Raw genomic sequence first — 23,112 nt, forward strand, 5'->3', positions numbered from 1 at the left:
TGACATCGTGCCAAATTATTTAATCTGTTTTACCTTGTACTGTTGGCATGATGTCCTCCTTATTTAAAAGTGCCGTTGAAAATCTGAACGGCATTTTACGCTTTTTTAATCAAAGATCAAGTTTTTGATCTTTGATTAACTTTTAATTACCGATTCTTAGTCTTGCTCAGGCTTCACATTCATTTGATCGTAAGAGATCAATTTGGTTTTATTTTTCCACTTATAGCCTAACCAAATGATCAAGAACAAAGGCAAGCTAATATAAGTTGAAAGTAAGCCTAACCAATCAATTTTTCCACCTAAAATAGCTTGATAGTTCTGCCCTAAAATGATGATTGAACAGAGAATAAAAGCAAACCAAGGGGCAAATGGGAAAAATTTGGCACGATATGCTAAATCTTCTAATTTATAGCCTTGAGCAATATATCCTTTACGGAAACGATAATGTGAAATCGCAATTCCTAACCAAACAATAAACCCGCACATACCAGACATATTGAGTAGCCAGTTAAATACTTGCTTTTCTCCAATAAATGTCGTCAAGAAACAAAATGCAGCAATAAATGTGGTGGCATATAGGGCGTTCATCGGAACGCCACGACCATCAAGTTTTGCAAACCACTTTGGTGCGCGGCCTTCTTGAGCCATTTTAAATAACATGCGAGTTGAAGAATACATGCCTGAATTACCTGCTGACAAAATAGCAGTAAGAATGACGGCATTCATTAAACCCGCAGCAAAAGCGAAGCCTACTCTTTCATAGAGCAATGTAAACGGAGATAGTGCGATATCTTCTGTAGCAGCCGCTTGTAATAGGTTCGGGTCATCATAGGCGATTAGAGTGCCGATGATGAAAATACATAGGATGTAGAATAATAAGATTCGCCAGAAAATTTGTTTGATTGCAAGTGGAATTGTCTTCTTTGGATCTTTTGATTCACCAGCAGCAACCCCAACCATTTCAGTTCCTTGGAAAGAGAATCCAGCAATCATTGCTACACCAATCATGGCTTGTAAACCGCCTACAAAAGGTGCCTCTTTGTAGGTCCAGTTTCCGAAAGTTGCAACACCTGGAGTTAGCATAATCTTGATGATCATGGCTAAGCCAATAATAATAAATGCAACAATCGCAATTACTTTTACCATTGAGAACCAGAATTCGCTTTCCCCAAATCCCTTTACTGTCATGGCATTGATCAGAAAGATAACGATAAGGAACAGGGCACTCCAATAGAACCCTGGAATATCAGGGAACCAGAACTTCATAATAAACTGAACCGCAACAAGTTCGAATGCAACCGTAATTGCCCAGTTATACCAATAGTTCCAGCCTAGAGCGAAACCAAAGCCTTCTTCGACATAACGACTGCCGTAAGTAAAAAAGGCACCGGATGTTGGTGTGTGAGTTGCAAGCTCACCTAAGCTGGTCATTAAGAAGTAAATCATAATGCCAATGAGTGAATAGGCGAGTAGCGCTCCACCGGGCCCAGCGTTTGCAATGGTTGATCCAGAAGCAAGGAAGAGGCCTGTACCAATGGAACCACCAATGGCGATCATATTCAGATGACGAGCCCCAAGCTTACGCTGGAGTTTTTCAGGAGCATGTGTTTCGCTCATGGAGATTCCTTACATAGTTTGTTATGCACAGGCATATAACACCTTAAAGCCTTGATGATCAGTTTTAATCTGGCACTGACCAAAGTGCTTCTCAATTAAGATCGGATAGTTTAAAAAACGGTTTGCTACAATCCATAGCTCACCTGATGCCTTTAAATGTTTTTTAGCGTTCTGGCAGAGTCCTTCACTTGCATCATAGTTGGTATGAATACCCTGATGGAAAGGGGGATTACTGACAATGGCATCGAGTTCTGTTGGAGCGTCTGCAATACCTGTAACGGGCTGCAATCTCAACTGGTCTGAACCTATTCCATTTCGACTAAAAGTCATTTCCGTTGACCGTAAAGCGAAAGCATCAATATCTAGGGCATGAATAATATTACTTGAATTTATTTTTGCCAAATAGCAACTGATAATTCCAGCACCACACCCGAAGTCGGCAATTCTACCTGATTTCACCTGATTAAGATAAGGGAGTAAAACAGCAGTTCCGACATCTAGATGATTTTGGCTAAACACACCGGGAAGGGCACAAATCGTAAGCTCTTGTTCATTCACCTGAACAGTGTAACTTTTAAGCCAGCTTTCGAGAGATTTAAGCTGTTCTGTTTTTTCAATCTTTAAGTGCCATAGCTGACAATGGCGTGCACTATCGAGTTTAAGTACTTTACCGAAGTTTTGTAATTGTTTGGCAGCGCGTTCAACACCCCCCTTTTTTTCACCCACTAAAAAAACAGACTGATCAGTTTTCAGATTGCTCATGACGACATGCAGTATGTAATTTAATAGTTCTTTAGATTTGGGAACAAAAATAACGGCTTGATCAAATTCTTGTAATGGGAACTCAACTGAGAAATGCGCATTTGTTCCATTATTTATAAAGCCTTGATAGTCAGCATGATTCCATGTCCAGACTGACGCATCAGTCTCGGCTGGTAATTGACTGACTAGGGCATCATTCGGTGCATTAATTAACAAGACTCTACCTTTTAAATAGTCTTGTTGTCTCAATACCACTTCACTTCTAGGATCCATTTACATCTCTCATGAAGAAGAATGCCCAGTGGAAACTGGGCAGTAATCAAAATTAAAAAAATAGTTATTTGTGTGTTTCAGGGAGTACAACATTTAAAATTAATGCTGCTATTCCACCTGTAGCTACCCCAGAGCTAAAAATATTTTTAAATAATTCTGGAAGGTGTTCCAAAATTTGAGGAACTTGAGCAACACCCAAACCTAGTGCAAGTGAAATTGCGATAATTAAAAGTGCTCGGCGATCTAAATGAATAGATGAGAGGATGTTAATACCTGAGGCAGCCACAGCACCGAACATTACCATCACAGCGCCTCCTAAAACAGCTTGAGGAACTGCTTGTATTACACCAGCCACTGCGGGGAATAAACCTAATAAAATAAGTAAAGCAGCAATCCAGATACCTACATAACGACTTGCTACGCCAGTAAGTTGAATTACTCCATTATTTTGAGCAAAAACAGAACTAGGGAAGGTATTAAATAAACCTGCGAGTAAAGAGTTCGCACCATTCACTAAAACACCACCTTTAATGCGTTTCATCCATTCAGGACCATTAACGGGTTGGTTTGAAAGTTTACTGGTCGCAGTCACGTCACCAATCGCTTCTAAAGAGGTCACCAAATAAATGAATGCCATTGGAATGAATAAACCCCAAGAAAAGCTTAAGCCAAAGTGCATCGGTGTTGGAATCTGTACAAGAGGGGCATCTTTAATACCTGAGAAATCTAGGTGTCCCATAAATCCTGCAAGAATGTAACCAATAACTAAAGCAATTAAGATTGCCGAACTTTTAATCCATACCACTCGAATACGATTTAGAATGATAATAATAGCCAGTACGGTACATGACATAATAAGGTTGTCTGCACTTGCAAAAGTATGGTCTTGCATGGCTTGGTAGCCACCACCCATGCTAATCAAGCCTTCTTTAATCAGTGTTAAGCCAATTAATAAAACAACAATACCGGTTACTAACGGAGTAATTAATCTTTTTACCCATGGAAGAATCTGGGAAACACCCATTTCAATGAATGAGCCCGCAATTACTACACCGAAAATTGCAGCCATAACTTGGTTTACTGGCGTTCCGGCAGCCACCATTGCACTACCAATACCAATAATTGGACCAATAAAGTTAAAACTTGTACCTTGAACAATTAGAAGACCTGCACCAAACGGGCCGACTTTTTTACATTGTAAAAATGTAGCAATACCGGAAATCACCAAAGACATCGATAAAATCATGTTGGTTTCGGTACGTGACACACCTAAAGCTAAACAAATTAAAAGCCCAGGTGTAACAATTGGTACAATAATCGCAAGTAAATGCTGGAACGCTGCTAAAAAAGCGACCAAAGGTTTTGGTCGATCATCTAGGCCATAAACGAGGTCAAGATGGTCTTGAGAGTGTTGATTGGACATGGGTGTAGGTACGCCGCAATTTCGCAAATTGGCGCTATTCTAATCGAGATACCTATCTTTACAAAACGAAATACAAGCTATTGGAAAATTTTTTTGTCAATGTCAATAAACTGTCACTACTCAAGAGTAGTGTTTTTCTGTATAATTTGCCCTCAAATTTCAGGCGTTTCGAATTTTCATGTCAGATATCAAAAATCTCCGTAATATCGCAATTATTGCGCACGTCGACCACGGGAAAACCACACTTGTCGATAAACTACTTCAGCAATCTGGTGCTCTCGGTGAACGAGCAGGCGAGATTGAGCGTGTCATGGACTCAAATGCGCTTGAAAGTGAACGTGGTATTACCATTCTTGCAAAAAACACTTCTATTACTTGGTTAGATAAACGTACTGATACAACTTACCGTATCAACATCGTGGATACCCCGGGACACGCCGACTTCGGTGGTGAAGTAGAACGTGTAATGTCTATGGTTGACTGCGTATTACTTTTAGTTGACTCTCAAGAAGGCCCAATGCCACAAACACGTTTTGTGACACAAAAAGCCTTTGCTCGTGGTTTAAAACCAATTGTTATTATTAACAAAGTAGACAAACCAAGTGCACGTCCAGATTGGGTTATTGATCAAGTATTTGATTTATTTGATAACCTTGGTGCAACTGATGAGCAATTAGATTTCCCAATCGTTTATGCATCAGGTTTACGTGGTGTAGCGGGTCCTGCTCCTGAAGAACTTGCAGAAGACATGACTCCGTTGTTTGAAACGATTGTAGACATCGTTGAACCACCAGCAGTTGATGTTGATGGTCCATTCCAAATGCAGATTTCATCACTTGACTATAACAGCTTCGTAGGTGTTATCGGTGTTGGTCGTATTCAACGTGGTTCAGTAAAATTAAATACTCCTGTTACTGTAATTGACAAAGAAGGCAATACACGTAACGGTCGTATCTTAAAAATCATGGGTTACCATGGTTTAGAGCGTATCGATGTTGAATCAGCATCTGCTGGTGATATCGTATGTATTACTGGTATCGACGCACTTAACATTTCTGACACGATTTGTGATCCGAAAAATGTTGAAGCATTACCAGCTTTATCTGTAGACGAACCTACAGTATCTATGACTTTCCAAGTAAACAACTCTCCGTTTGCTGGTAAAGAAGGTAAATTCGTAACTTCACGTAATATCCGTGAACGTCTTGATCGCGAATTAATTCATAACGTAGCTTTACGTGTTGAAGATACTGACAGTCCAGACCGTTTCAAAGTATCTGGCCGTGGTGAACTTCATCTTTCAGTTTTAATTGAAAACATGCGTCGTGAAGGCTTTGAAATGGGCGTATCACGTCCACAAGTAATCATCAAAGAAATTGATGGTGAAAGACAAGAGCCTTACGAAAACGTAACTTTTGACGTTGAAGAACAGCACCAAGGCGCTGTAATGGAACAAATGGGTCACCGTAAAGGCGAGATGACTAATATGGAAGTTGACGGTAAAGGCCGTATCCGTATTGAAGCGACTGTACCTTCACGTGGTTTGATCGGTTTCCGTTCTGAATTCTTGACCATGACTTCTGGTACAGGGATCATGACTTCAAGCTTCTCGCATTATGGTCCTGTTAAACAAGGTACTGTTGCGAAACGTCAAAACGGTGTATTGATTTCTATGGTTCAAGGTACTTGCTTGGGCTATGCATTGTTCAGCTTACAAGACCGTGGTCGTTTGTTCGCTAAACCACAGTTAGAAGTTTACGAAGGTATGATCGTGGGTATTAACTCTCGTTCAGACGATATGGTTGTAAACCCAACTAAGGCGAAACAATTAACTAACGTTCGTGCATCTGGTACAGATGATGCTTTAACTTTAGTACCTGCAATTGAATATACGCTTGAACAAGCGCTTGAATTCATTGAAGATGACGAATTAGTTGAAGTAACACCTAAATCAATTCGTATCCGTAAGCGTTACTTGACTGAAAATGAACGTAAACGTAACCGTGATAAATAATTTTTCTTAACTGAAAAAGAAAAAACCGCTAAATTAATTTAGCGGTTTTTTTAATCGTTTTATTTGAAATTAAATTAGGCTTAAAATCATATTTTTCTTGTAAGAGAATATGTTGTTAAAGTGTGAAATAGCTTTCTTTTTTTGATAAAAATATTAAATTATCAATATCATGGCGAGTACTATCTAATCCGATAAGATGCCAATGAAAAAGAAAAATATGATGTATTTCGACCCCCGACATCTGGAGATGTTTAGATGAGTATTATTCAAGAATTTAAAGAATTTGCCATTAAAGGCAATATGATGGATTTAGCCATTGGTGTGATTATTGGTGGTGCTTTTGGCAAAATCGTGGACTCTTTAGTTAAAGATATCATCATGCCGCTTATCACTGTAATTACTGGCGGTGGTGTTGATTTCTCTCAAAAATTCATTGTATTAGGTGCAAATCCTAATAACTTACAATCTTTAGATGCCTTGCAAAAAGCAGGTATCAACGTATTAACTTATGGTAACTTCCTGACCATTTTAATTAACTTCCTGATTTTAGCTTGGGTTGTATTCTTGATGGTGAAATTATTAAACAGACTTCGCCGTGATAAGAATGAGCCAGAAGCTCCAGCTGCAACTCCTGAAGATGTTCAGTTATTGCGTGAAATTCGTGATGAGTTGAAAAAACAAGCTTAATAAAATTTGAAATAAAAAACGGTACCAAGAGTACCGTTTTTTATTAATTAGTATTTTCTGCTGAACTATAAATATTGTTAAAATTTTCAAAGCACAGATATGTTTAACTACATATATTTAAACAGGATATAAATGAATGAATCAGCTTTTTGTGTATGGCACTTTATGCCCTAATAAAGCAAATGCTCATATTTTAGAGCAGATTGGTGGTAACTGGACAAAAGCTAGTGTACGAGGAGTGATTCATATTTTAGATTGGGGGCCAGATAAAGGTTTAAAGGCATTAGAGTTAAATCCAGAAGCAGATTGGGTAGAAGGCTATTTGTTTAGCACAGAAAAGTTAGCAGAAAACTGGCAGATGCTAGATGATTTTGAAGGTTTTCAATACCAGCGTGTCATTGCAAATATAAAATTAGAATCAGGTGAATATGTTAAAGCCTGGACATACCAACTGAATGCGCAGGCTCAAGCTTCTGAAAAAAATAATTAAAATAATGGAATCAACGTAAGCTGCCCATTCTGAATTTAACTTCTAAAAGATGATAGCCAAATTGGCTTTTGATCGGACCTTGTAACACACGTTCAGCAGCTGTAAAAACAACTTTGTCGATGACGGGCACCAATTGCCCTTTTTTGACTTCACCAAGTTCACCACCACGTTTTGCCGAATTACAGGTAGAGTATTGCTTGGCAAGTTTGGCAAAGTCAGCGCCACTTTGTAGCTTCTTTTTTAGCTGCTCGGCTAAGTCTTTATCTTTGACTAAAATATGTCGGACAATTGCTGTTTGCATGTTGTCTTCCTCCAAAAAATTAAGGCTTTCTCAGCTTTTTAAGCGGTTGGCACTGTGGGCAAAATACGCTGGCACGCTGACCAAGTTTTAAGTTTTCTAATGTGGTTTCACAGTTAACACACATTTCTCCAGCACGGCCATAAGCGAGTAATGTTTGCTGAAAATAACCATTTTCTCCCATGGCATTGCTGTAGTCTCGTAATGTCGAGCCACCTAAATCAATTGCCGACTTTAAAATGCGCTTAATTTCGACAACAAGTTTCTCAATTTGTTGCATAGTTAAATCACCAGCGGGCTGTGCTGGATGAATGCCAACATTAAACAAGCTTTCAGTTGCATAGATATTGCCAACACCAACCACTACATGGTTATCCATAAGTGCAATTTTTATGCCGACAGCTTTGTTTTTAAGTTTGGAAGCTAGATATTCTGCATGAAAGTCGTCACTTAAAGGTTCAGGCCCTAAAGTATCTATAAGTTTCCCTTGAGTTTGTGGGTTAAGCCAAAGAATACAGCCAAAACGACGTGGGTCATGATAGCGTAACTGTTGATCTTCAAATTGAATAATCAGATGATCATGTTTTCTCAATTCATCGTTCGGTTGACACAGGCGAAAGCTACCTGACATTCCTAAATGCCAAAGCATTTGATCTTGTTCAAACTCTGCCAAAATATATTTAGAACGTCGATTTAACCCAATGAGACGTTGCCCAACGAGTTTTTGAACATCATCGGGGATAGGCCAACGTAAACTTGGGTTGCGTACCTCTATACTTTGAACTTTTTGATTCAATAGCGGAAATAAACTGGTTTTAGTTGTTTCGACTTCGGGTAACTCAGGCATGCCAACTCACAGAATTAACAGATATACTGGATTAAACAAGTATAACGTGTGGTATGTAATATTTCAGAGAATACTATGTCAGATATTTTACCATTAAGCTGGTTTCAACGTGAAACCTCAGAAGTGGCTTATGACTTAATTGGCTGCGTATTATGTAAGCGACAACCTGATGGTCAAGTCATCCGTTGCACAATTAGTGAAACAGAAGCTTATTTGGGTGTTCGTGATAAAGCTTGCCACAGCTACAATGACAAACGCACAGCACGAACAGAGGTAATGTATTGCCCTGGTGGCACAATTTACGTCTACTTAATTTATGGCATGTATGAAATGCTCAATCTGATTACTCAGACAGAAGGCATCCCTGAAGGGGTCATGATTCGTTCTGCATTTTTAAATGGTGCTTCAACCAAAAAAGAATATAAGCTTCTAGCTGGACCCGGCAAACTGACACGCTATTTGGGTATTGATCGGACTTTAAAAGGTCAAACCTTGGGAGAGGAGTCTGGACTATGGATTGAAGCAGCTTCAACGCAGCCAGAAGTGGTATTGACGCCACGGATTGGAATTGATTATGCCGAAGAAGCAAAACATTGGCCTGAACGATATTGCTGGAAAGATCATCCCTCTTTAAGTCGATAATTTTAATCTGGAAATTAGTTTTTAGATATCGAGGAAGAGTGTTCCAGATTTACAACAATGCAGATCGAATTCAATATCCAGACAAGACACTGCTTTTTGTTATCATAACTACAATATAAATAAAGGAAATAAGTATGTCCTTATTACGCTTAGACCGACTGCATTATTGTATTTTGATGAGTATGGGCTGTATTTCTAGCCCACTTGTTTGGGCAGAAGATTTAACACAAGACATAACTGTATTGCCAACATTACATGTGGAAGCAACCCGTACCGATACAACTTATTTGCAGACACCGGCTTCGGTTTTTCGAATAGATGCACCTCAAGTTGATACTTCTTCACAAGTAAATTTAACCGAAGTTGTGAAAGGTGTACCGAGTTTACAGATTCGTAATCGTGAAAATTATGCACAAGATTTACAGCTTTCTATGCGTGGTTTTGGTGCACGTTCTACTTTTGGTGTCCGTGGTATTCGCCTTTATGTAGACGGTATTCCTGCAACAATGCCAGATGGACAAGGCCAAACGTCTAATATCGATTTAAGTAGTCTGGACCATGTTGAAGTTCTAACGGGACCTTTTTCCTCACTGTATGGAAACTCATCGGGCGGGACAATTTTAACGTCTACTAAAGAAGGGCAAGGGAAAGATTCAATTGAGCTGAGCTATTCGGGAGGCAGCCACGATAAAAGCCGAGCAGGATTTGTGCTACAAGGTGGAGCAAAGGGCGCGAATGAACCAAGCTATGTTATTAGTTCATCATACTTCGATACTGATGGTTACCGAGAACATAGCGGTGCAGAAAAAGTATTAAATAATGCAAAACTCAGTTGGAATCTTGATGATGGTAGTAAAATCAACTGGGTAACCAACTATGTAAAAATTCATGCAGACGATCCGCAGGGTTTGAACCGTGATCAGTGGAATACGAATCCTAAACAAGTTAATGATGCTGATAATACTTATAAGGTTCGTAAAGATATTGAACAGACTCAAACGGGTGTAACGTGGTCTAAACCGATTAATGATAAAAATGAACTCTATGCCATGGCATATTTAGGCAATCGCCAAGTTACTCAATATCAATCTATTCCTAAATCAACACAAGAGGCTAATAATAATCAGGCTGGGGGGGTTATTGATTTTGAACGTAATTATTATGGTGCTGATTTCCGTTGGACTGGCAAAGAGTTACTTCCAAATACCACTGTAAGTGTTGGGGTTGCACTCGATGCAATGGATGAAGATCGTAAGGGTTTTGAAAACTTTAATACGCATGGTATTTATGGTGTCAAAGGTAAGTTACGCCGTGATGAAGATAATACTTTGTGGAATATCGATCCATATTTACAAGCTTCATGGCAGTTCTTACCAACATGGCGTTTAGATACGGGCGTACGCTATAGCAATGTTCATTATAAGTCGGAAGATCGCTATTTAAGCAATGGCGACGATAGTGGTAAGACTGATTATGATAAAGTTTTGCCTTCTGCTGCTTTAAGCTGGCAAATTTTACCTGAACTCATTGCCTATGTGAGTTATGCCAAAGGTTTTGAAACGCCAACTTTTACTGAAATGGCATATCGTCGAGATGGAGAAAGTGGTTTTAATTTTGATTTGACCGCATCCACAAGTGATACCTATGAAACAGGCTTAAAATCACAAAACCAATTAGGTGATTTTACTTTGGCAGTTTTTCAAACTAAAACCAAAGATGACATTGTTTCTGCCGGCAACTCAAATGGCCGATCAACCTTTCGTAATGCAGATAAAACCTTACGTGAGGGCGTAGAGTTTGCATGGAATAAAAAGTTGTGGCGAGATTTAACAGCGACTGCTAGCTATACATATTTAGATGCAACTTTTGATGCTGATATTCCAGCTTATAGAGATATTGCTCAAATTCCATCGGGCAATGCCATTCCGGGAATTGCCAAAAACCAAGCTTACGCCTCTTTGGCTTGGCAGCCATCGCACGGGCTATATGGCGGTGTAGATGTACAGTATATGGATAAAGTATACGTGAATGATACCAACAGTGACGCAGCGCCAAGCTACAGTGTAACCTCAGCTAATGTGGGTTATGCATGGGTAATGGGTGACTGGAAGGTGAATAGCTTTGCCCGTGTAGATAACTTATTTGATAAAAACTATGCAGGTTCAGTGATCGTAAATGATTCAACTAAACCAGTTGGACGTTACTTTGAACCAGCAGATGGACGTAACTGGAGTGCAGGTTTACGTGTAATTAAGCAATTCTAGGAATTAAAAATGGCAAAATTATTTGAAACGGTTAAATTTGGTTCACTACAACTAGTTAATAGAATTGTAATTGCTCCGATGTGCCAATATTCGGCAACAGATGATGGTGAAATTACCTATTGGCATGAACAGCAATGGGCGAATTATGCATTATCTGGTGCGGGCCTTTGTATTGTAGAGGCGACTGCTGTACAACCTGAAGGTCGGATTAGCTATGCTGACCTTGGGCTCTGGAATGATCAACAACGTGACAAAATTAAAACGTTGTTAGCTAAGGTTCATACACTTTCGCCGATGCCATTTGGAATTCAGTTAGCACATGCAGGGCGTAAAGCATCTACTGAAAAGCCATGGTTAGGTAAAGGCCAGATTGCAAAAGATCAGCCTCATGGTTGGCAAACAGTTGCCCCAAGTGAAAGTACTTTTTCTGTTCATGATGCGGCGCCCCATGCTTTAACGATTGCTGAGATTAAACAAGTTCAACAAGACTTTGCAGCGGCTGCAAAACGTGCTGTAGAAGCTGGGTTTGAGTTGATTGAAGTTCATGCTGCACATGGTTATTTACTACATCAATTCTTATCGCCAATTGCCAATCAGCGTACTGACGAATATGGTGGTTCTTTAGAAAACCGTATGCGTATGACCCTTGAAGTTCTTCAGGCAATTAAACTCGCTGTACCAGAAGGTTATCCTGTTGGTGTTAGACTTTCTGCAACCGATTGGTTGGAGAGCATTGAGCATTGGGATGTTGAATCTACGGTTGGTTTATCAAAAGCTTTAGAGCAATTGGGCGCAGCCTACGTGCATGTGTCTAGTGGCGGTTTGCACGAGCATCAATCTATTACGATTGGGGCAGGTTACCAAGTTCCATTTGCTGAACAAGTCAAAAAGCATGTGTCTATTCCAGTCATTGCTGTAGGGTTAATTACTGAGCCAGAACATGCCGAACAAATTTTGGAAAACCAGCAAGCTGATGCTATTGGTCTTGCTCGTGCAATGTTGTATGACCCAAGATGGCCTTGGCATGCAGCAGCGGCTTTAGGGGCAGAAGTTAAAATTGCGCCTCAGTATTTACGTTGCCAACCTCATGGATTAAAGCAGCTTTTTAACTCTTTTTAATTGTATTGGGCAAAGTTATCTTTGCCCATTTTTCTTTCGTGAAGTGAGGACGGTCAGTGGTTTTTCAGGTTATTTTACCTATCTTGATATTGCTATTGATGGGCTATGTCTGTGTCCTCATCAAATTGGTAACACCTGAACAGATCAGGGCTCTTAGCGCATTTGTAATTAAAATTTCCTTACCGGCTTTTTTAATTCACTCATTGGCAAATAAAAACTTACAAGACATTTGGCACCCAGCTTATTTTCTTGCTTATGGTGGCGGGTCTTTAATTTTATTTTTCTTTGCTTTTATTCTCTATCGAAAATATTTTAAAAATAGATTAACTCATAGCGCCGTCATCTCGATGGGCGCATCTATGTCCAATACTGGATTTATGGGAACAGCTATTTTGACTATGCTGATTGGTAACCATGCAGCAATCTATATTTCTTTAACCCTAATTATTGAAAATTTATTGATTGTGGCGTTGATGCTGATTTTGGCCGAAGCCGGTTTACATCAACAGCAAAATCTTTTACCGCTTTTAAAACAGACTTTTTTAAACTTACTTAAGAATCCTGTCATTATCGCTATTCTGGTTGGGATGGGGTGCATTCTTTTAGATGTTAATCTTCCTGCAACGCTTGACCAGTCTTTAGAATTACTTGGGCGTACAGCTTCGCCTTTGGCTTTGTTTGCCATTGGCGGAAGTTTAGTAGGTATTGGAATAACAACGGTAAATATAGAAAGCGTTTTGTTAGCGGCCTTTAAAGTTGTGCTAATGCCATCTGTTATTTTTACACTTTTTTTAATAACTCCAAATGTAAGCCGTGAAATGCTTTATGCAGGAACATTAATCGCTGCTTTACCAATGCCGATTGCTTTCGGAATTTTTGGACAAGCCTATGGCTTAAATGAAAAAGCGTTAACACCGCTTATGATTAGTACAATTGTCGGTTTTATTGGGGTGAGCTGGCTTATTGCTCTGTGGTGGTAAAAGAAAAGCCCCATAAGGGGCTCATCATTTATTATTTTTTCGGTGCTGGCTGTGCGGGAGCATTTGCAGCCTGTTTGCTCTTTTCTGCAATAATCTTATCAACCGAAGCTAAAGACTCTTTAGCGTTAGGCACATTTTGATTGGCAAGTTCAGTAAAGATCTTTTTAGCTTGCGGTAGATTTTGCGGAATGATATTGCCATTCGCCATCATGGTTGCTAAAGCCATAGAAGCAGGTGCATAGCCTTTTTGCGCAATTGACTGTAAAGCTTCGATACCTTGGCGTTTCATTAAAGGATTTTTATTTTCAACCCCTTGGCTAATGTCATAGAGTGCTTTGACCTGAATAGCAGGGTAGTTACCTTTTCGAATTAAAGGCGCCAATTTTTGAAGGGCAATTTGATGTGACTGCGGTTTTTTCTGAGCAAATAAAATTGTCGCAATTTTCACAGTTGCATCATCAGAACCTTGAGCCGAGGCCTTTTGAATATATTGACTGAATTTGTTGCTATCTTTCGCAACGCCCAATTCACCAGTCTCATAAATTTGTGCAAGCGTGTAACTTGCTTGGGCATAGCCTTTATTTGAAGCATCTTCATAATATTTGAGAGCCTTGGCAGAATCTTTTGTTGTACCTTGGCCCATTTGAGTCATATAGCCTAAGTTATAAATAGCTTGGGCGTTACCTGATTGGGCTAAGCGTTGCATTTCCTGAAATGCAGCGGAGTAGTTTTTTGCCGCGTAGAGTTGTTCAGCTTGTTTAAAAACATCGGTTTTAGCAGCAGTCGCTGTGTTATCAGCTGCAAAAATTGATGCACTTGAAAGGGTGATTAGGCTTGCGATTAGTAATTTCTTCATTTCTTTTTAACCTTTTACTTCGTAGCTACATCATTCCATTGATGCATGAAAGAGTTTCAATTTCTCATCATAAATATTGATTGCTGAAAGTAAACAGCCGATTTGTATATAAAGCACTGCACTTTGGGCAAATTGTGGAGAAAAAATACCCACTCACATTCGTATAACGGAGTGGGTAATATTGTTATTTTGCAGTCTGGAGTAATGCTTCAATTTGTTTGGCATCACTTGGTACACCAGAGAGTCTTTGGCCATCTTGCAAGAACAGGGTAGGTGTTCCATCAATATTTAATTTTTGACCTAAAGCGATATTTTTCTGAATCGGGCTTGAGCAACTTTTGCTATTAGTCGGTAATTTGCGATTAAGCATATAGTTTGTCCAAGCTTCTGCTGGATTTTTTGAGCACCAGATTTGATTTGAAACTTTTTCAGCATTTGGATGCAAACTAGTAAGAGGATAAAGGAACACATATACGGTTACGTTATCAACCCCAACCATATTTTGTTCTAGGCGTTGGCAATATGGGCAATCTGGATCACTAAAGACATAGATTGTACGTTCGCCTTTATCTTTTACATATTTAATCGCCTGATTTAATGGCAAACTTTTAACGTCAATCTTACCTAATTCGGCAATACGTTCTTCAGTCATATTTTTTTGTTGTTTGATGTCGACTAAATTACCAACAAAAAAGTACTTCGCATCTTGATTGGTATAAACAATGCGGCCGCTTGTATAGACTTCATAAATACCTTGCACAGGCGATTGATAAACACCCTTTACAGGCAAATCGGGATAATTCGTCTTAAGATTTTGTTCAAGTGTTTTAACATCAGCGTGAGCAGAACCGAAAATAGCCAGACTCAACATGAGTGTAGCAAGTTTAGTTTTCATCTTTTTTCTCTTGAATTTCAACAGGGCTAATGATGGCATATAAAGCTTAAAAAATTGACGTTCTAATCTAATGAAATCATTAGTGTTTTGTATCTATAAAAAAGCCCACTAACTTAGCAGTGGGCAGTTTGAACTAATAAAAGTTATTATTGTGGTCTTGCTACGTCGCCACTTAAAGTTTCTGGTAACTCAAGAACTTGAAGCCCTAACTCTTGAAGAGCAGCAGGTTTAGCTACAACTAAAGCAAGATAGCCTTCATCATTTGCAATACTATTGACGACTTCAACATCGTTATTTAATTGAGTTGCTGAAGCAGGTGCTTCACCTGTACCTTGTACAAGATGTAACCAGTGTTTTGGTTTTGCTTTAAACCAAAGACGCGCCACAATTTCCTGGCCTAAGTAACATCCTTTATCGTAATTGACGCCTTCACGTTGATGTAAACGTAATTCCTGTGGTTGGAATTCATGTTCAGTTGTCTGTGTAATCCAAGCTTGACCAGTCATAATGGCTTGTTTTTGCCATTCAGAAATATCAGTTTCTGCAGTAGTGAACTCAGTTTGATGATTCACCACTTTTGGGAACACAATGCCTTGTTCACTTAAGGTCATTTTTGAAAAGGCGCCATATTTTTTAATGTGCTTGGCAAACTCTTCAGCTTGATCTTGAGTAACTACAATTTCAAAACTTTCAGCATTAATCTTCTTTAGCCATAAGCCAAAGTGAATACGACCTTTAAGATCACAAATAGCTGTATAACGAGTTTCATTTTCAGCTAAACGTTCAGTATCTACAGTAACTTGGCCTTGTAAAAACTTTTGTGCATCTACACCGTTTAAAGCATATGAGGAGAAAGCGAGCAGACTCATGATTAATCTCAAATTCAATATGTTTCTTTATGATTGCTGACTATTTTGCTCCATTTTTACTAAAAAATCAGCCATAGTTTTCGTAATTTGATTTCGTCTGAAAAAAGTATTTTGTTTGAAAAAACACCAAAAATATACGTTCGGATAAATCGGAAGGTTTAAGCTAATAAGCATAATTTCGATAATTTAAAAGAAATTAAAATAAGGAGAATATGATGGCAACAGGAACAGTAAAATTTCATCGCGTATTTAAGGCTCCAGCCGAGCGAGTTTACCGTGCATTTTTAGATCCAGATGCTTTAGTAAAGTGGTTACCACCGCACGGTTTTACTGCCAAGGTTCATAGTTTTGATGCAAGTGTGGGGGGCTCATATAAAATGAGTTTTACCAATTTTTCGACAGGTTCAACCCACGCTTTTGGTGGAACATATGTTGAATTAGTTCCAAATGAATTAATTCGATATAACGATCAATTCGATGACCCAAATTTACCAGGCACTATGCAAGTTACTATTACATTAAAAAGCGTATTGGTAGGTACAGAAGTGCATATTACGCAAGAAGGAATACCGGAAGTGATTCCTGTAGAGGCATGCTACTTAGGGTGGCAAGAATCCCTATCTTTGCTTACTTTATTGATTGAAGCTGAAATTCCAGACCAATAAAAATTTATTTTTAGAGTCACATAGAAAAGTGAGTAGATTTCTTTCTGCTCACTTTTTCTTTTTGAGCTTTATTCAAAATAAATAAAATATAGAATAATTTTATAACTCTAAAATATAAACAATATGCAGAGAAAAACGATGGATATTCAAATTAAAAGAATTTATGAAAAGGCCGACCCCAGTGATGGAAAGCGGATTTTGGTTGACCGTTTATGGAGTAGGGGAATTAGTAAGGAGAATGCTCATTTAGATTTGTGGCTAAAAGAAGTGGCTCCTTCAACTGAACTTAGAAAGTGGTTCCATGCTGCAACACCAGATCATTGGAAAGAATTTAAACAGCGTTATTTAAAAGAGCTTGAAACCAACTCCGCCGTTGAAGAACTACAACATATCTTAGCAAAACATACAGTTACGCTTTTATATTCAGCAAAAGATGTTGAAAATAACCATGCAATCATTTTGAAAGAATATTTATTAAGTAAAAACTTAAAATGAATATATAAATTTTTTTTTGGTAAAAGTCTCTTATTTAAAACTTTAAAAAATGAGTCATATCTCGCATAATATACTTTTTGAGATTTTTTTCATGTCTTTGCCAAACTGCCCAAAATGCCAATCAGAATATACTTACCAAGATGGCAACTTATTGATTTGTCCCGAATGTTCACATGAGTGGAAAGAAGGGGAAGCATCGCTTACCGAAGAACAAGAAATTATTAAAGATGCGAATGGAAATGTATTAGCTGATGGCGACAGCGTCACTGTAATTAAAGACTTAAAAATTAAAGGGTCATCTTCAGTCGTTAAAGTCGGTACAAAGGTAAAAACGATTCGTTTAGTTCCAGATGCAAGTGATGGCCACAATATTGATTGCAAAATTGATGGCATTGGTCAGATGAAATTAAAATCTGAATTTGTAAAAAAAGCTTAAATTGTTAATTATTATTACATTTCAGCAGAGATATACGTTTATATCTCTGCTTTTTAAATTCCCAACATCATTATAATTTTATTACGAAAAAGTATAAAAAATGGTCTGTTCAAGGAATATTCATGCCTTTATATTGTTATTAATAACAAATAACTTTCGTCCAGAATAATAACGAAAGTCATACCCACACCAACAAAAAAATGAGGTTTTTATGGCAGGATGGTACGAAATTTCACAAGCGAGTGATGGTCAATATCGTTTTATTTTGAAGGCAGGTAATGGTGAACCTATTTTAAATAGCGAGCTATATAAGGCAAAAGCCTCAGCTGTAAATGGTATTGAGTCAATTCAGAAAAATAGTGGTGATGATGCCCGATATGAGCGTTTAACTGCAAAGAATGGGAAACCTTATTTCAATTTAAAAGCTGCAAATCATCAAATTATTGGCACGAGTCAGTTCTATGCAAGTGAAGCTTCACGAGATAAAGGAATTGAGTCAGTTAAAAACAATGGTTCATCAACAACTGTTAAGGACTTAACGGTTCAGGCATAAAAATTGAGTTAAAAAAAGCAGCTTCGAAAAGCTGCTTTTTTATTTAGGTATTTATTAACGCGCTAACTTAGCTAAAAGTTCTTCTTTAGTTAAATTGCTCGCTTCAGCATCGCGACGGCCTTTATATTCAAAAGTACCCGCATCAAGACCTTTTTCACCAATCACAATACGGTGTGGAATACCCATTAATTCAAGGTCAGAGAATTTAACGCCTGGGCGTTCGTTACGATCATCAAGTAACACATCAAAACCTTGAGCTTGAAGTTCTGCATAAAGAGACTCTGCTGCTTCAAGAGTACGCGGTGATTTGTGCGCATTCATTGGAACAATTGCAATTTCAAAAGGTGCAATGGCTTGAGGCCAGATAATACCTTTGTCATCGTAGTTTTGTTCAATTGCAGCTGCAACAACACGTGTTACACCAATACCGTAGCATCCCATAGTTACTGTAAATGGTTTACCATCTTCACCGAGAACTTTACAGCCTAGAGCTTCAGAGTATTTAGTACCAAGCTGGAAAATATGACCTACTTCGATACCACGTTTAATTTGTAGTGTACCTTTGCCATCTGGAGATGGATCGCCTTCAACGACATTACGTAAGTCAAAAACTTCGCTAATTTGCGCGTCACGTTCCCAGTTTACGCCAACCGCATGTTTGTCAGCTTCATTTGCTCCAGCAACGAAGTCAGAAAGAACAGATGCAGCACGGTCAACAATTACAGTTAAGCCTTTTTCGACTAAACCTTGTGGACCTGTAAAGCCAGCAGTTAAACCAAATGCTTGGAGTTGTTCTTCAGTTGCAAAAGTAAGAGGCGCAGCAACTAAAGGATGCTTCTCAGCTTTAATCTCATTAAGTTCGTGGTCACCACGTACAAATAGAGCAACGACAGGAACATTACCTTTTTCATCAGCAACGCCTTGAACCAATAATGCTTTAATAGATTGCTTTGGATCAGCATTTAAGAATTGGCATACATCATCAATTGTTTTTTGGTTTGGTGTTTCAACCAATTTTAGTTCTTGTGTCGGCGCTGCGCGTTCACCAACTAAAATAGCCTCAGCCATTTCAACGTTTGCCGCATAATCAGATTCAGTTGAAAATGCGATGTCATCTTCACCACTAGCAGCCAATACATGGAATTCGTGTGAAGCTGAACCACCAATAGAGCCTGTATCTGCTTGAACTGGACGGAAATCCAAACCTAAGCGAGTGAAAATACGGCTATAGGTGTCGTACATTACATCATAAGTTTCTTGTAACGACTCTTGAGTTGCATGGAAAGAATAAGCATCTTTCATGATGAACTCACGTGAACGCATTACACCAAAACGTGGACGGATTTCATCACGGAATTTAGTTTGAATTTGATAGAAATTTACAGGAAGCTGCTTATAACTTTTTAATTCGTTACGTGCCATATCCGTAATAACTTCTTCATGCGTTGGCCCAAGTACAAATGGGTTCGTATGACGATCTTTAAAACGTAATAACTCAGGGCCATATTGTTCATATCGACCTGATTCTTCCCAAAGACTTGCGGGTTGAGTCACGGGCATGAATACTTCCATTGCGCCTGAACGGTTCATTTCTTCACGAACAATCGCATCTACTTTTTTAAGCACACGTGTTCCCATCGGCAGCCATGTATATAAACCAGATGCCAATTTACGAATCATCCCCGCACGTAACATGAGCTGGTGTGAAATCACTTCAGCATCATTTGGGGTTTCTCTCAACGTTGCAAATAAAAAGCGGCTTGCGCGCATGGAAAAAGTCCTAAAAGTTAAGCGTTATAAAAACGCAGATTATACGATAATCGCTGCATTATGACATGAATCGTCGTGTTTGACGCAGCATAAAGTTTTTCAAGTCATCCAGATAAGTGAAAATGACGGGTACAACCACAAGAGTCAACAGAGTAGAGGTTATCACACCACCAATAACAGCGTGAGCCATTGGTGCGCTTTGCTCACCGCCTTCGCCGAGACCTAAAGCTAAGGGAACCATCCCCATCACCATAGCACTTGTGGTCATCAAAATTGGACGTAAACGGGTCTTACCAGCTTGTAAAATAGCGTCATAACGGCTCACACCCTGATCCATCGCTTTCTTAATAAAATCGATCAGCAAAATCGCATTTTTAGTGACAAGCCCCATCAGCATGATAATACCAATAATCGAAAACAGATTTAGGGTACTTTGGAACAAGAATAGGGCAAGAAAAACACCAATCAATGACAAAGGTAAAGAGGCCATAATTGCTGCGGGATGAATAAAGCTATTGAACTGAGAACCTAACACGATATAAATAAATACAATCGATAGAGTAATAGCAGTTAATGCGTATCCAGCAGATTCAGCCATGTCTGCATTTGCCCCTTGCGTATCAAATGTATAGCCCGCAGGTAGCTTAAACGCCTTTTGCATTTTGTCGATGTCTTGACCAATATCTCCACTCGGGCGACCTGAGGTATTTGCCTCAATAAGAACTTCACGTTCAAGATCACGTCTGTTAATTTGCGAAGCCCCAAGTTTTTCTTCGGTCGTTGCGACGGCACTCAATGGAACTAATATATTTTGTCCAGCTGCATTGGTTTTATTAGAGTTGATATATAAATTTTGAACATCTTGCGGAAGCATACGTTTATTTTCATTTAAACGTAAATTCACATCATAAGTTTCACCATCACGGTCTTCCCAAGTGGTGACATTGTCGCCCGCAATTAATGGTCGAATGGCATTCGCAATTTGGGAAACAGATAAGCCCAAATCACTTGCCAGCACGCGATTAATATGAACACCCAAAGTCGGTTTGGGTTCTTTCAATGAACTTTCTAAATCAACTACGCCTTTAATTTTTTCCATCTCAGCGATAAAACGATCTGAAATTTTTTGTAGTTCATTTAGGTCGGATCCTTTAATAGAAATCATGATTGGCTTTTGTCCGCCAGAGACAGAGTCTTGTGCTGCGGCAACAGAAGTTACCCGAATACCCGCTACAGTTTGCAAACGATCACGAAACTGATTATTGAGTGTATTAAGATCTGAGCTACGTTCTTGTTTCGGTTTTAAGGTCACCCCTAAACCAGCATGATTTTTACCAGAGTCTACTTCACTGTTAACCACGCCATAAGTAGAAACGACATCGGGGAATTGTCTAATAATTTGATCGACCTGATGTAATTTGGCTTGGGTATATTCTAAAGAAGAATCTACAGGAGTCTCGAACTGGATACGGACTTCACCTTTATCTGGTGTAGGTACAAATTCGGTCCCGATGAGTTTAGACAGGCCTAATGCAGCAAATAATGAAGCGATTGCAACAATGACTGTAATGAAACGGAAGCGTAGAGCAAGCTTTAATAGCTTTTCATAAACATGAGTAAGCCGATCTAACAAATTAGAAATATGGTTAAAAAAACGTTGTAGCCAATTATCTTTTTTCTTTACAGGATCTTTCCAATGAGCTGAAAGCATTGGGTCGAGCGTAAAGCTAATAAACATTGAAATTAAAACAGCCGTACTGACCGTTACACCAAATTGATAAAAGAAGCGTCCAATCAGACCACCCATGAAGGCTACGGGTAGAAAGACTGCCACAATAGTAAGCGTGGTTGCGAGTACAGCTAAACCAATTTCTTTTGTCCCTTCAAGAGCAGCGGTTACATGGTCTTTGCCCAGTTCAGTATGTCTGACAATATTTTCCCGAACTACAATTGCATCATCAATGAGTAAACCAATACTGAGCGATAAAGCTAACAGCGTCATCATGTTAATGCTAAACCCGAAAGCCCAAATAAAAGTTAAGGTTCCGAGTAATGTAATCGGTAAGGTTAAACCGGTAATAACTGTAGAGCGGAAAGAGCCTAAAAAGAGTAAAACAATGAGAACCGCTAAAGCAGCACCTTCAATAATGGTTCGAACAACATCTTTGATTGAAGCGCGAATACCTTTAGAACTATCAGCTACGACTTTGTAATCTAAGCCCGCAGGCATTTGATCTTTTAATTTCTCTAACGTTTGATAAGTCTGATCGACGACTTTAATTACATTGGCATCGGAACTTTTTAAGATATCGACAGAGACCGCAGTTCTTCCATTATAAAAGGCACTCGATTGTAGTTCGGCTTGTGTGTCCTCAACAGTTGCCACTTGCTTTAAAAAAATGGGTGAACCATTTTTATTGGCAATGACCAAATCACCAAATGCAAGGGGATGAATAACTTTTGATTGAATCTGTACAACCAGTTCAGAATTTTTTTGCTGTAAGGTCCCTGCAGGCACTTCAATATTTTCATTTTTTAGCGTGTTAATGACCTGATCAATACCAATGCCGTAACTTTGCAATTGTGCAGGAATAACCTTTATTCGTATTTGCCGCTTAGCGTCGCCCAATAAATTCACATTACCGACACCTGAAACCGTTTTAAGCTGAGGTACAATTTTTTTATCTACATACGAACTTAATTGAGCCAAACTCATGCTGTTTGATTCAAATACGACTGACATGATTGGGCTAGAAGAGGGATCATAGCGTTGCACAATCGGTGTATCAATTTCATCACGGAACTGCGCTGTGACGGGTGCAATTTTGTCACGAACATCCTGAGCAGCAATCGCCGAAGAAGTATCAAGATTAAACTCAGCAATCACCATTGAAAGACCTTCACTTGAGCGTGAAGTAATTTGTTTAATTCCTGAAATTGTATTGATTTGATCTTCAAGTTTTTTTGTAATATCTGACTCAACAGCCTCAGGCGACGCACCCGCATATTGTGTAGTGACTACTACGAAAGGGAAATCTATATTTGGAAACTCTTCGACAGTCATACGTTTCCAAGATGCCAACCCGAGTACCATTAAGCTGAGCATCATCATAATGGTAAAAACGGGGTATTTCACACTGATTCGAGTAAACCACAT

The 23,112-nt window shown here is 38.9% G+C and carries 21 protein-coding genes and 1 pseudogene; 11 read left to right on the forward strand and 11 right to left on the reverse strand.

Annotated elements, in window-relative coordinates:
- Positions 1 to 156: 156 nt before the first annotated feature.
- The 3 genes from lysP to yicE form a co-directional block, all read right to left on the reverse strand.
- Positions 157 to 1,617, reverse strand: a complete 1,461-nt coding sequence (lysP, locus tag SOI76_RS03155) for an amino acid permease (protein ID WP_104079900.1) — start codon at positions 1,615 to 1,617, stop codon at positions 157 to 159.
- Between the two features lie 21 nt (positions 1,618 to 1,638).
- Entirely contained in the window at positions 1,639 to 2,652 is a 1,014-nt protein-coding gene (gene rsmC, locus SOI76_RS03160) for a methyltransferase (protein ID WP_104079899.1), read from the reverse strand.
- A gap of 64 nt (positions 2,653 to 2,716) precedes the next feature.
- A complete protein-coding gene (gene yicE / locus SOI76_RS03165; RefSeq protein WP_016143111.1) occupies positions 2,717 to 4,075 on the reverse strand; it encodes a uracil-xanthine permease family protein in 1,359 nt (452 codons plus the stop codon).
- 178 nt (positions 4,076 to 4,253) lie between these two features.
- On the opposite strand from yicE, the gene typA reads away from it, so the two are divergent.
- The 3 genes from typA to SOI76_RS03180 all read left to right on the forward strand — a co-directional run bounded on the left by typA (position 4,254) and on the right by SOI76_RS03180 (position 7,266).
- Positions 4,254 to 6,089, forward strand: coding sequence for a translational GTPase TypA (gene typA / locus SOI76_RS03170; RefSeq protein ID WP_002116501.1), 1,836 nt, complete (start codon positions 4,254 to 4,256; stop codon positions 6,087 to 6,089).
- A 255-nt stretch (positions 6,090 to 6,344) separates the two neighbouring features.
- Positions 6,345 to 6,776, forward strand: a complete 432-nt coding sequence (gene mscL, locus SOI76_RS03175; RefSeq protein ID WP_032055316.1) for a large conductance mechanosensitive channel protein MscL — start codon at positions 6,345 to 6,347, stop codon at positions 6,774 to 6,776.
- Positions 6,777 to 6,912: 136 nt separating this feature from the next.
- Complete coding sequence (locus SOI76_RS03180) at positions 6,913 to 7,266, forward strand: gamma-glutamylcyclotransferase family protein (RefSeq protein WP_104079898.1); 354 nt, start codon at positions 6,913 to 6,915, stop codon at positions 7,264 to 7,266.
- 10 nt (positions 7,267 to 7,276) lie between these two features.
- Here SOI76_RS03180 and ppiC read toward each other — a convergent pair whose 3' ends face one another.
- Together ppiC and mutM are read right to left on the reverse strand one after the other, a co-directional pair.
- A complete protein-coding gene (gene ppiC, locus SOI76_RS03185; protein ID WP_002051379.1) occupies positions 7,277 to 7,567 on the reverse strand; it encodes a peptidylprolyl isomerase in 291 nt (96 codons plus the stop codon).
- A gap of 19 nt (positions 7,568 to 7,586) precedes the next feature.
- Positions 7,587 to 8,411 (reverse strand): bifunctional DNA-formamidopyrimidine glycosylase/DNA-(apurinic or apyrimidinic site) lyase, encoded by an 825-nt coding sequence (mutM, locus tag SOI76_RS03190; protein WP_104079897.1) that lies wholly within the window; start codon positions 8,409 to 8,411, stop codon positions 7,587 to 7,589.
- Between the two features lie 75 nt (positions 8,412 to 8,486).
- Between mutM and SOI76_RS03195 the strand changes: the two genes are divergently transcribed.
- The 4 genes from SOI76_RS03195 to mdcF all read left to right on the forward strand — a co-directional run bounded on the left by SOI76_RS03195 (position 8,487) and on the right by mdcF (position 13,416).
- Positions 8,487 to 9,053 carry a DNA-3-methyladenine glycosylase gene (locus tag SOI76_RS03195; protein ID WP_104079896.1) on the forward strand — a complete coding sequence of 189 codons (567 nt, stop codon included), beginning with the start codon at positions 8,487 to 8,489 and terminating at the stop codon, positions 9,051 to 9,053.
- A 134-nt stretch (positions 9,054 to 9,187) separates the two neighbouring features.
- Positions 9,188 to 11,317, forward strand: a complete 2,130-nt coding sequence (gene yncD / locus SOI76_RS03200) for a TonB-dependent receptor family protein (protein WP_205668430.1) — start codon at positions 9,188 to 9,190, stop codon at positions 11,315 to 11,317.
- A 9-nt stretch (positions 11,318 to 11,326) separates the two neighbouring features.
- Entirely contained in the window at positions 11,327 to 12,436 is a 1,110-nt protein-coding gene (locus SOI76_RS03205; RefSeq protein WP_104079895.1) for an NADH:flavin oxidoreductase/NADH oxidase, read from the forward strand.
- A 56-nt stretch (positions 12,437 to 12,492) separates the two neighbouring features.
- Entirely contained in the window at positions 12,493 to 13,416 is a 924-nt protein-coding gene (mdcF, locus tag SOI76_RS03210; RefSeq protein ID WP_104079894.1) for an AEC family transporter, read from the forward strand.
- Between the two features lie 31 nt (positions 13,417 to 13,447).
- Here mdcF and ybeQ read toward each other — a convergent pair whose 3' ends face one another.
- The 4 genes and pseudogenes from ybeQ to SOI76_RS03230 all read right to left on the reverse strand — a co-directional run bounded on the left by ybeQ (position 13,448) and on the right by SOI76_RS03230 (position 16,210).
- On the reverse strand, positions 13,448 to 14,272 hold the full coding sequence (gene ybeQ / locus SOI76_RS03215; protein WP_104079893.1) for a tetratricopeptide repeat protein: 825 nt from the start codon (positions 14,270 to 14,272) through the stop codon (positions 13,448 to 13,450).
- A gap of 184 nt (positions 14,273 to 14,456) precedes the next feature.
- Positions 14,457 to 15,167 (reverse strand): DsbC family protein, encoded by a 711-nt coding sequence (locus SOI76_RS03220; RefSeq protein ID WP_104079892.1) that lies wholly within the window; start codon positions 15,165 to 15,167, stop codon positions 14,457 to 14,459.
- A gap of 146 nt (positions 15,168 to 15,313) precedes the next feature.
- Complete coding sequence (locus SOI76_RS03225; protein ID WP_104079891.1) at positions 15,314 to 16,036, reverse strand: YgfZ/GcvT domain-containing protein; 723 nt, start codon at positions 16,034 to 16,036, stop codon at positions 15,314 to 15,316.
- 59 nt (positions 16,037 to 16,095) lie between these two features.
- Positions 16,096 to 16,210 (reverse strand): annotated as a pseudogene (locus SOI76_RS03230) (hypothetical protein).
- Between the two features lie 38 nt (positions 16,211 to 16,248).
- Here SOI76_RS03230 and SOI76_RS03235 point away from each other — a divergent pair.
- From SOI76_RS03235 to SOI76_RS03250, 4 genes are all read left to right on the forward strand, one after another.
- Positions 16,249 to 16,701, forward strand: a complete 453-nt coding sequence (locus SOI76_RS03235; protein ID WP_080749835.1) for an SRPBCC family protein — start codon at positions 16,249 to 16,251, stop codon at positions 16,699 to 16,701.
- Between the two features lie 138 nt (positions 16,702 to 16,839).
- Positions 16,840 to 17,196, forward strand: coding sequence for a DUF488 domain-containing protein (gene yeaO, locus SOI76_RS03240; RefSeq protein ID WP_104079890.1), 357 nt, complete (start codon positions 16,840 to 16,842; stop codon positions 17,194 to 17,196).
- 91 nt (positions 17,197 to 17,287) lie between these two features.
- Positions 17,288 to 17,632 (forward strand): zinc ribbon domain-containing protein YjdM, encoded by a 345-nt coding sequence (phnA, locus tag SOI76_RS03245; RefSeq protein ID WP_104079889.1) that lies wholly within the window; start codon positions 17,288 to 17,290, stop codon positions 17,630 to 17,632.
- A gap of 211 nt (positions 17,633 to 17,843) precedes the next feature.
- Positions 17,844 to 18,185, forward strand: coding sequence for a YegP family protein (locus SOI76_RS03250; RefSeq protein ID WP_005064346.1), 342 nt, complete (start codon positions 17,844 to 17,846; stop codon positions 18,183 to 18,185).
- A 54-nt stretch (positions 18,186 to 18,239) separates the two neighbouring features.
- On the opposite strand, the gene proS is transcribed toward SOI76_RS03250, so the two are convergent.
- Positions 18,240 to 19,955, reverse strand: coding sequence for a proline--tRNA ligase (gene proS, locus SOI76_RS03255; protein ID WP_104079888.1), 1,716 nt, complete (start codon positions 19,953 to 19,955; stop codon positions 18,240 to 18,242).
- Positions 19,956 to 20,013: 58 nt separating this feature from the next.
- On the reverse strand, positions 20,014 to 23,112 hold the full coding sequence (locus SOI76_RS03260; protein ID WP_104079887.1) for an efflux RND transporter permease subunit: 3,099 nt from the start codon (positions 23,110 to 23,112) through the stop codon (positions 20,014 to 20,016).

Source organism: Acinetobacter pittii (assembly GCF_034064985.1).
GTDB lineage: Bacteria > Pseudomonadota > Gammaproteobacteria > Pseudomonadales > Moraxellaceae > Acinetobacter > Acinetobacter pittii_H.

Coding starts and splice junctions, on each gene's coding strand:
- lysP (WP_104079900.1), bottom strand. CDS start 1,617: ATGAGCGAAACACATGCTCCTGAAAAACTCCAGCGTAAGCTTGGGGCT.
- rsmC (WP_104079899.1), bottom strand. CDS start 2,652: ATGGATCCTAGAAGTGAAGTGGTATTGAGACAACAAGACTATTTAAAA.
- yicE (WP_016143111.1), bottom strand. CDS start 4,075: ATGTCCAATCAACACTCTCAAGACCATCTTGACCTCGTTTATGGCCTA.
- typA (WP_002116501.1), top strand. CDS start 4,254: ATGTCAGATATCAAAAATCTCCGTAATATCGCAATTATTGCGCACGTC.
- mscL (WP_032055316.1), top strand. CDS start 6,345: ATGAGTATTATTCAAGAATTTAAAGAATTTGCCATTAAAGGCAATATG.
- SOI76_RS03180 (WP_104079898.1), top strand. CDS start 6,913: ATGAATCAGCTTTTTGTGTATGGCACTTTATGCCCTAATAAAGCAAAT.
- ppiC (WP_002051379.1), bottom strand. CDS start 7,567: ATGCAAACAGCAATTGTCCGACATATTTTAGTCAAAGATAAAGACTTA.
- mutM (WP_104079897.1), bottom strand. CDS start 8,411: ATGCCTGAGTTACCCGAAGTCGAAACAACTAAAACCAGTTTATTTCCG.
- SOI76_RS03195 (WP_104079896.1), top strand. CDS start 8,487: ATGTCAGATATTTTACCATTAAGCTGGTTTCAACGTGAAACCTCAGAA.
- yncD (WP_205668430.1), top strand. CDS start 9,188: ATGTCCTTATTACGCTTAGACCGACTGCATTATTGTATTTTGATGAGT.
- SOI76_RS03205 (WP_104079895.1), top strand. CDS start 11,327: ATGGCAAAATTATTTGAAACGGTTAAATTTGGTTCACTACAACTAGTT.
- ybeQ (WP_104079893.1), bottom strand. CDS start 14,272: ATGAAGAAATTACTAATCGCAAGCCTAATCACCCTTTCAAGTGCATCA.
- SOI76_RS03220 (WP_104079892.1), bottom strand. CDS start 15,167: ATGAAAACTAAACTTGCTACACTCATGTTGAGTCTGGCTATTTTCGGT.
- SOI76_RS03225 (WP_104079891.1), bottom strand. CDS start 16,036: ATGAGTCTGCTCGCTTTCTCCTCATATGCTTTAAACGGTGTAGATGCA.
- SOI76_RS03235 (WP_080749835.1), top strand. CDS start 16,249: ATGATGGCAACAGGAACAGTAAAATTTCATCGCGTATTTAAGGCTCCA.
- yeaO (WP_104079890.1), top strand. CDS start 16,840: ATGGATATTCAAATTAAAAGAATTTATGAAAAGGCCGACCCCAGTGAT.
- phnA (WP_104079889.1), top strand. CDS start 17,288: ATGTCTTTGCCAAACTGCCCAAAATGCCAATCAGAATATACTTACCAA.
- SOI76_RS03250 (WP_005064346.1), top strand. CDS start 17,844: ATGGCAGGATGGTACGAAATTTCACAAGCGAGTGATGGTCAATATCGT.
- proS (WP_104079888.1), bottom strand. CDS start 19,955: ATGCGCGCAAGCCGCTTTTTATTTGCAACGTTGAGAGAAACCCCAAAT.
- SOI76_RS03260 (WP_104079887.1), bottom strand. CDS start 23,112: ATGTGGTTTACTCGAATCAGTGTGAAATACCCCGTTTTTACCATTATG.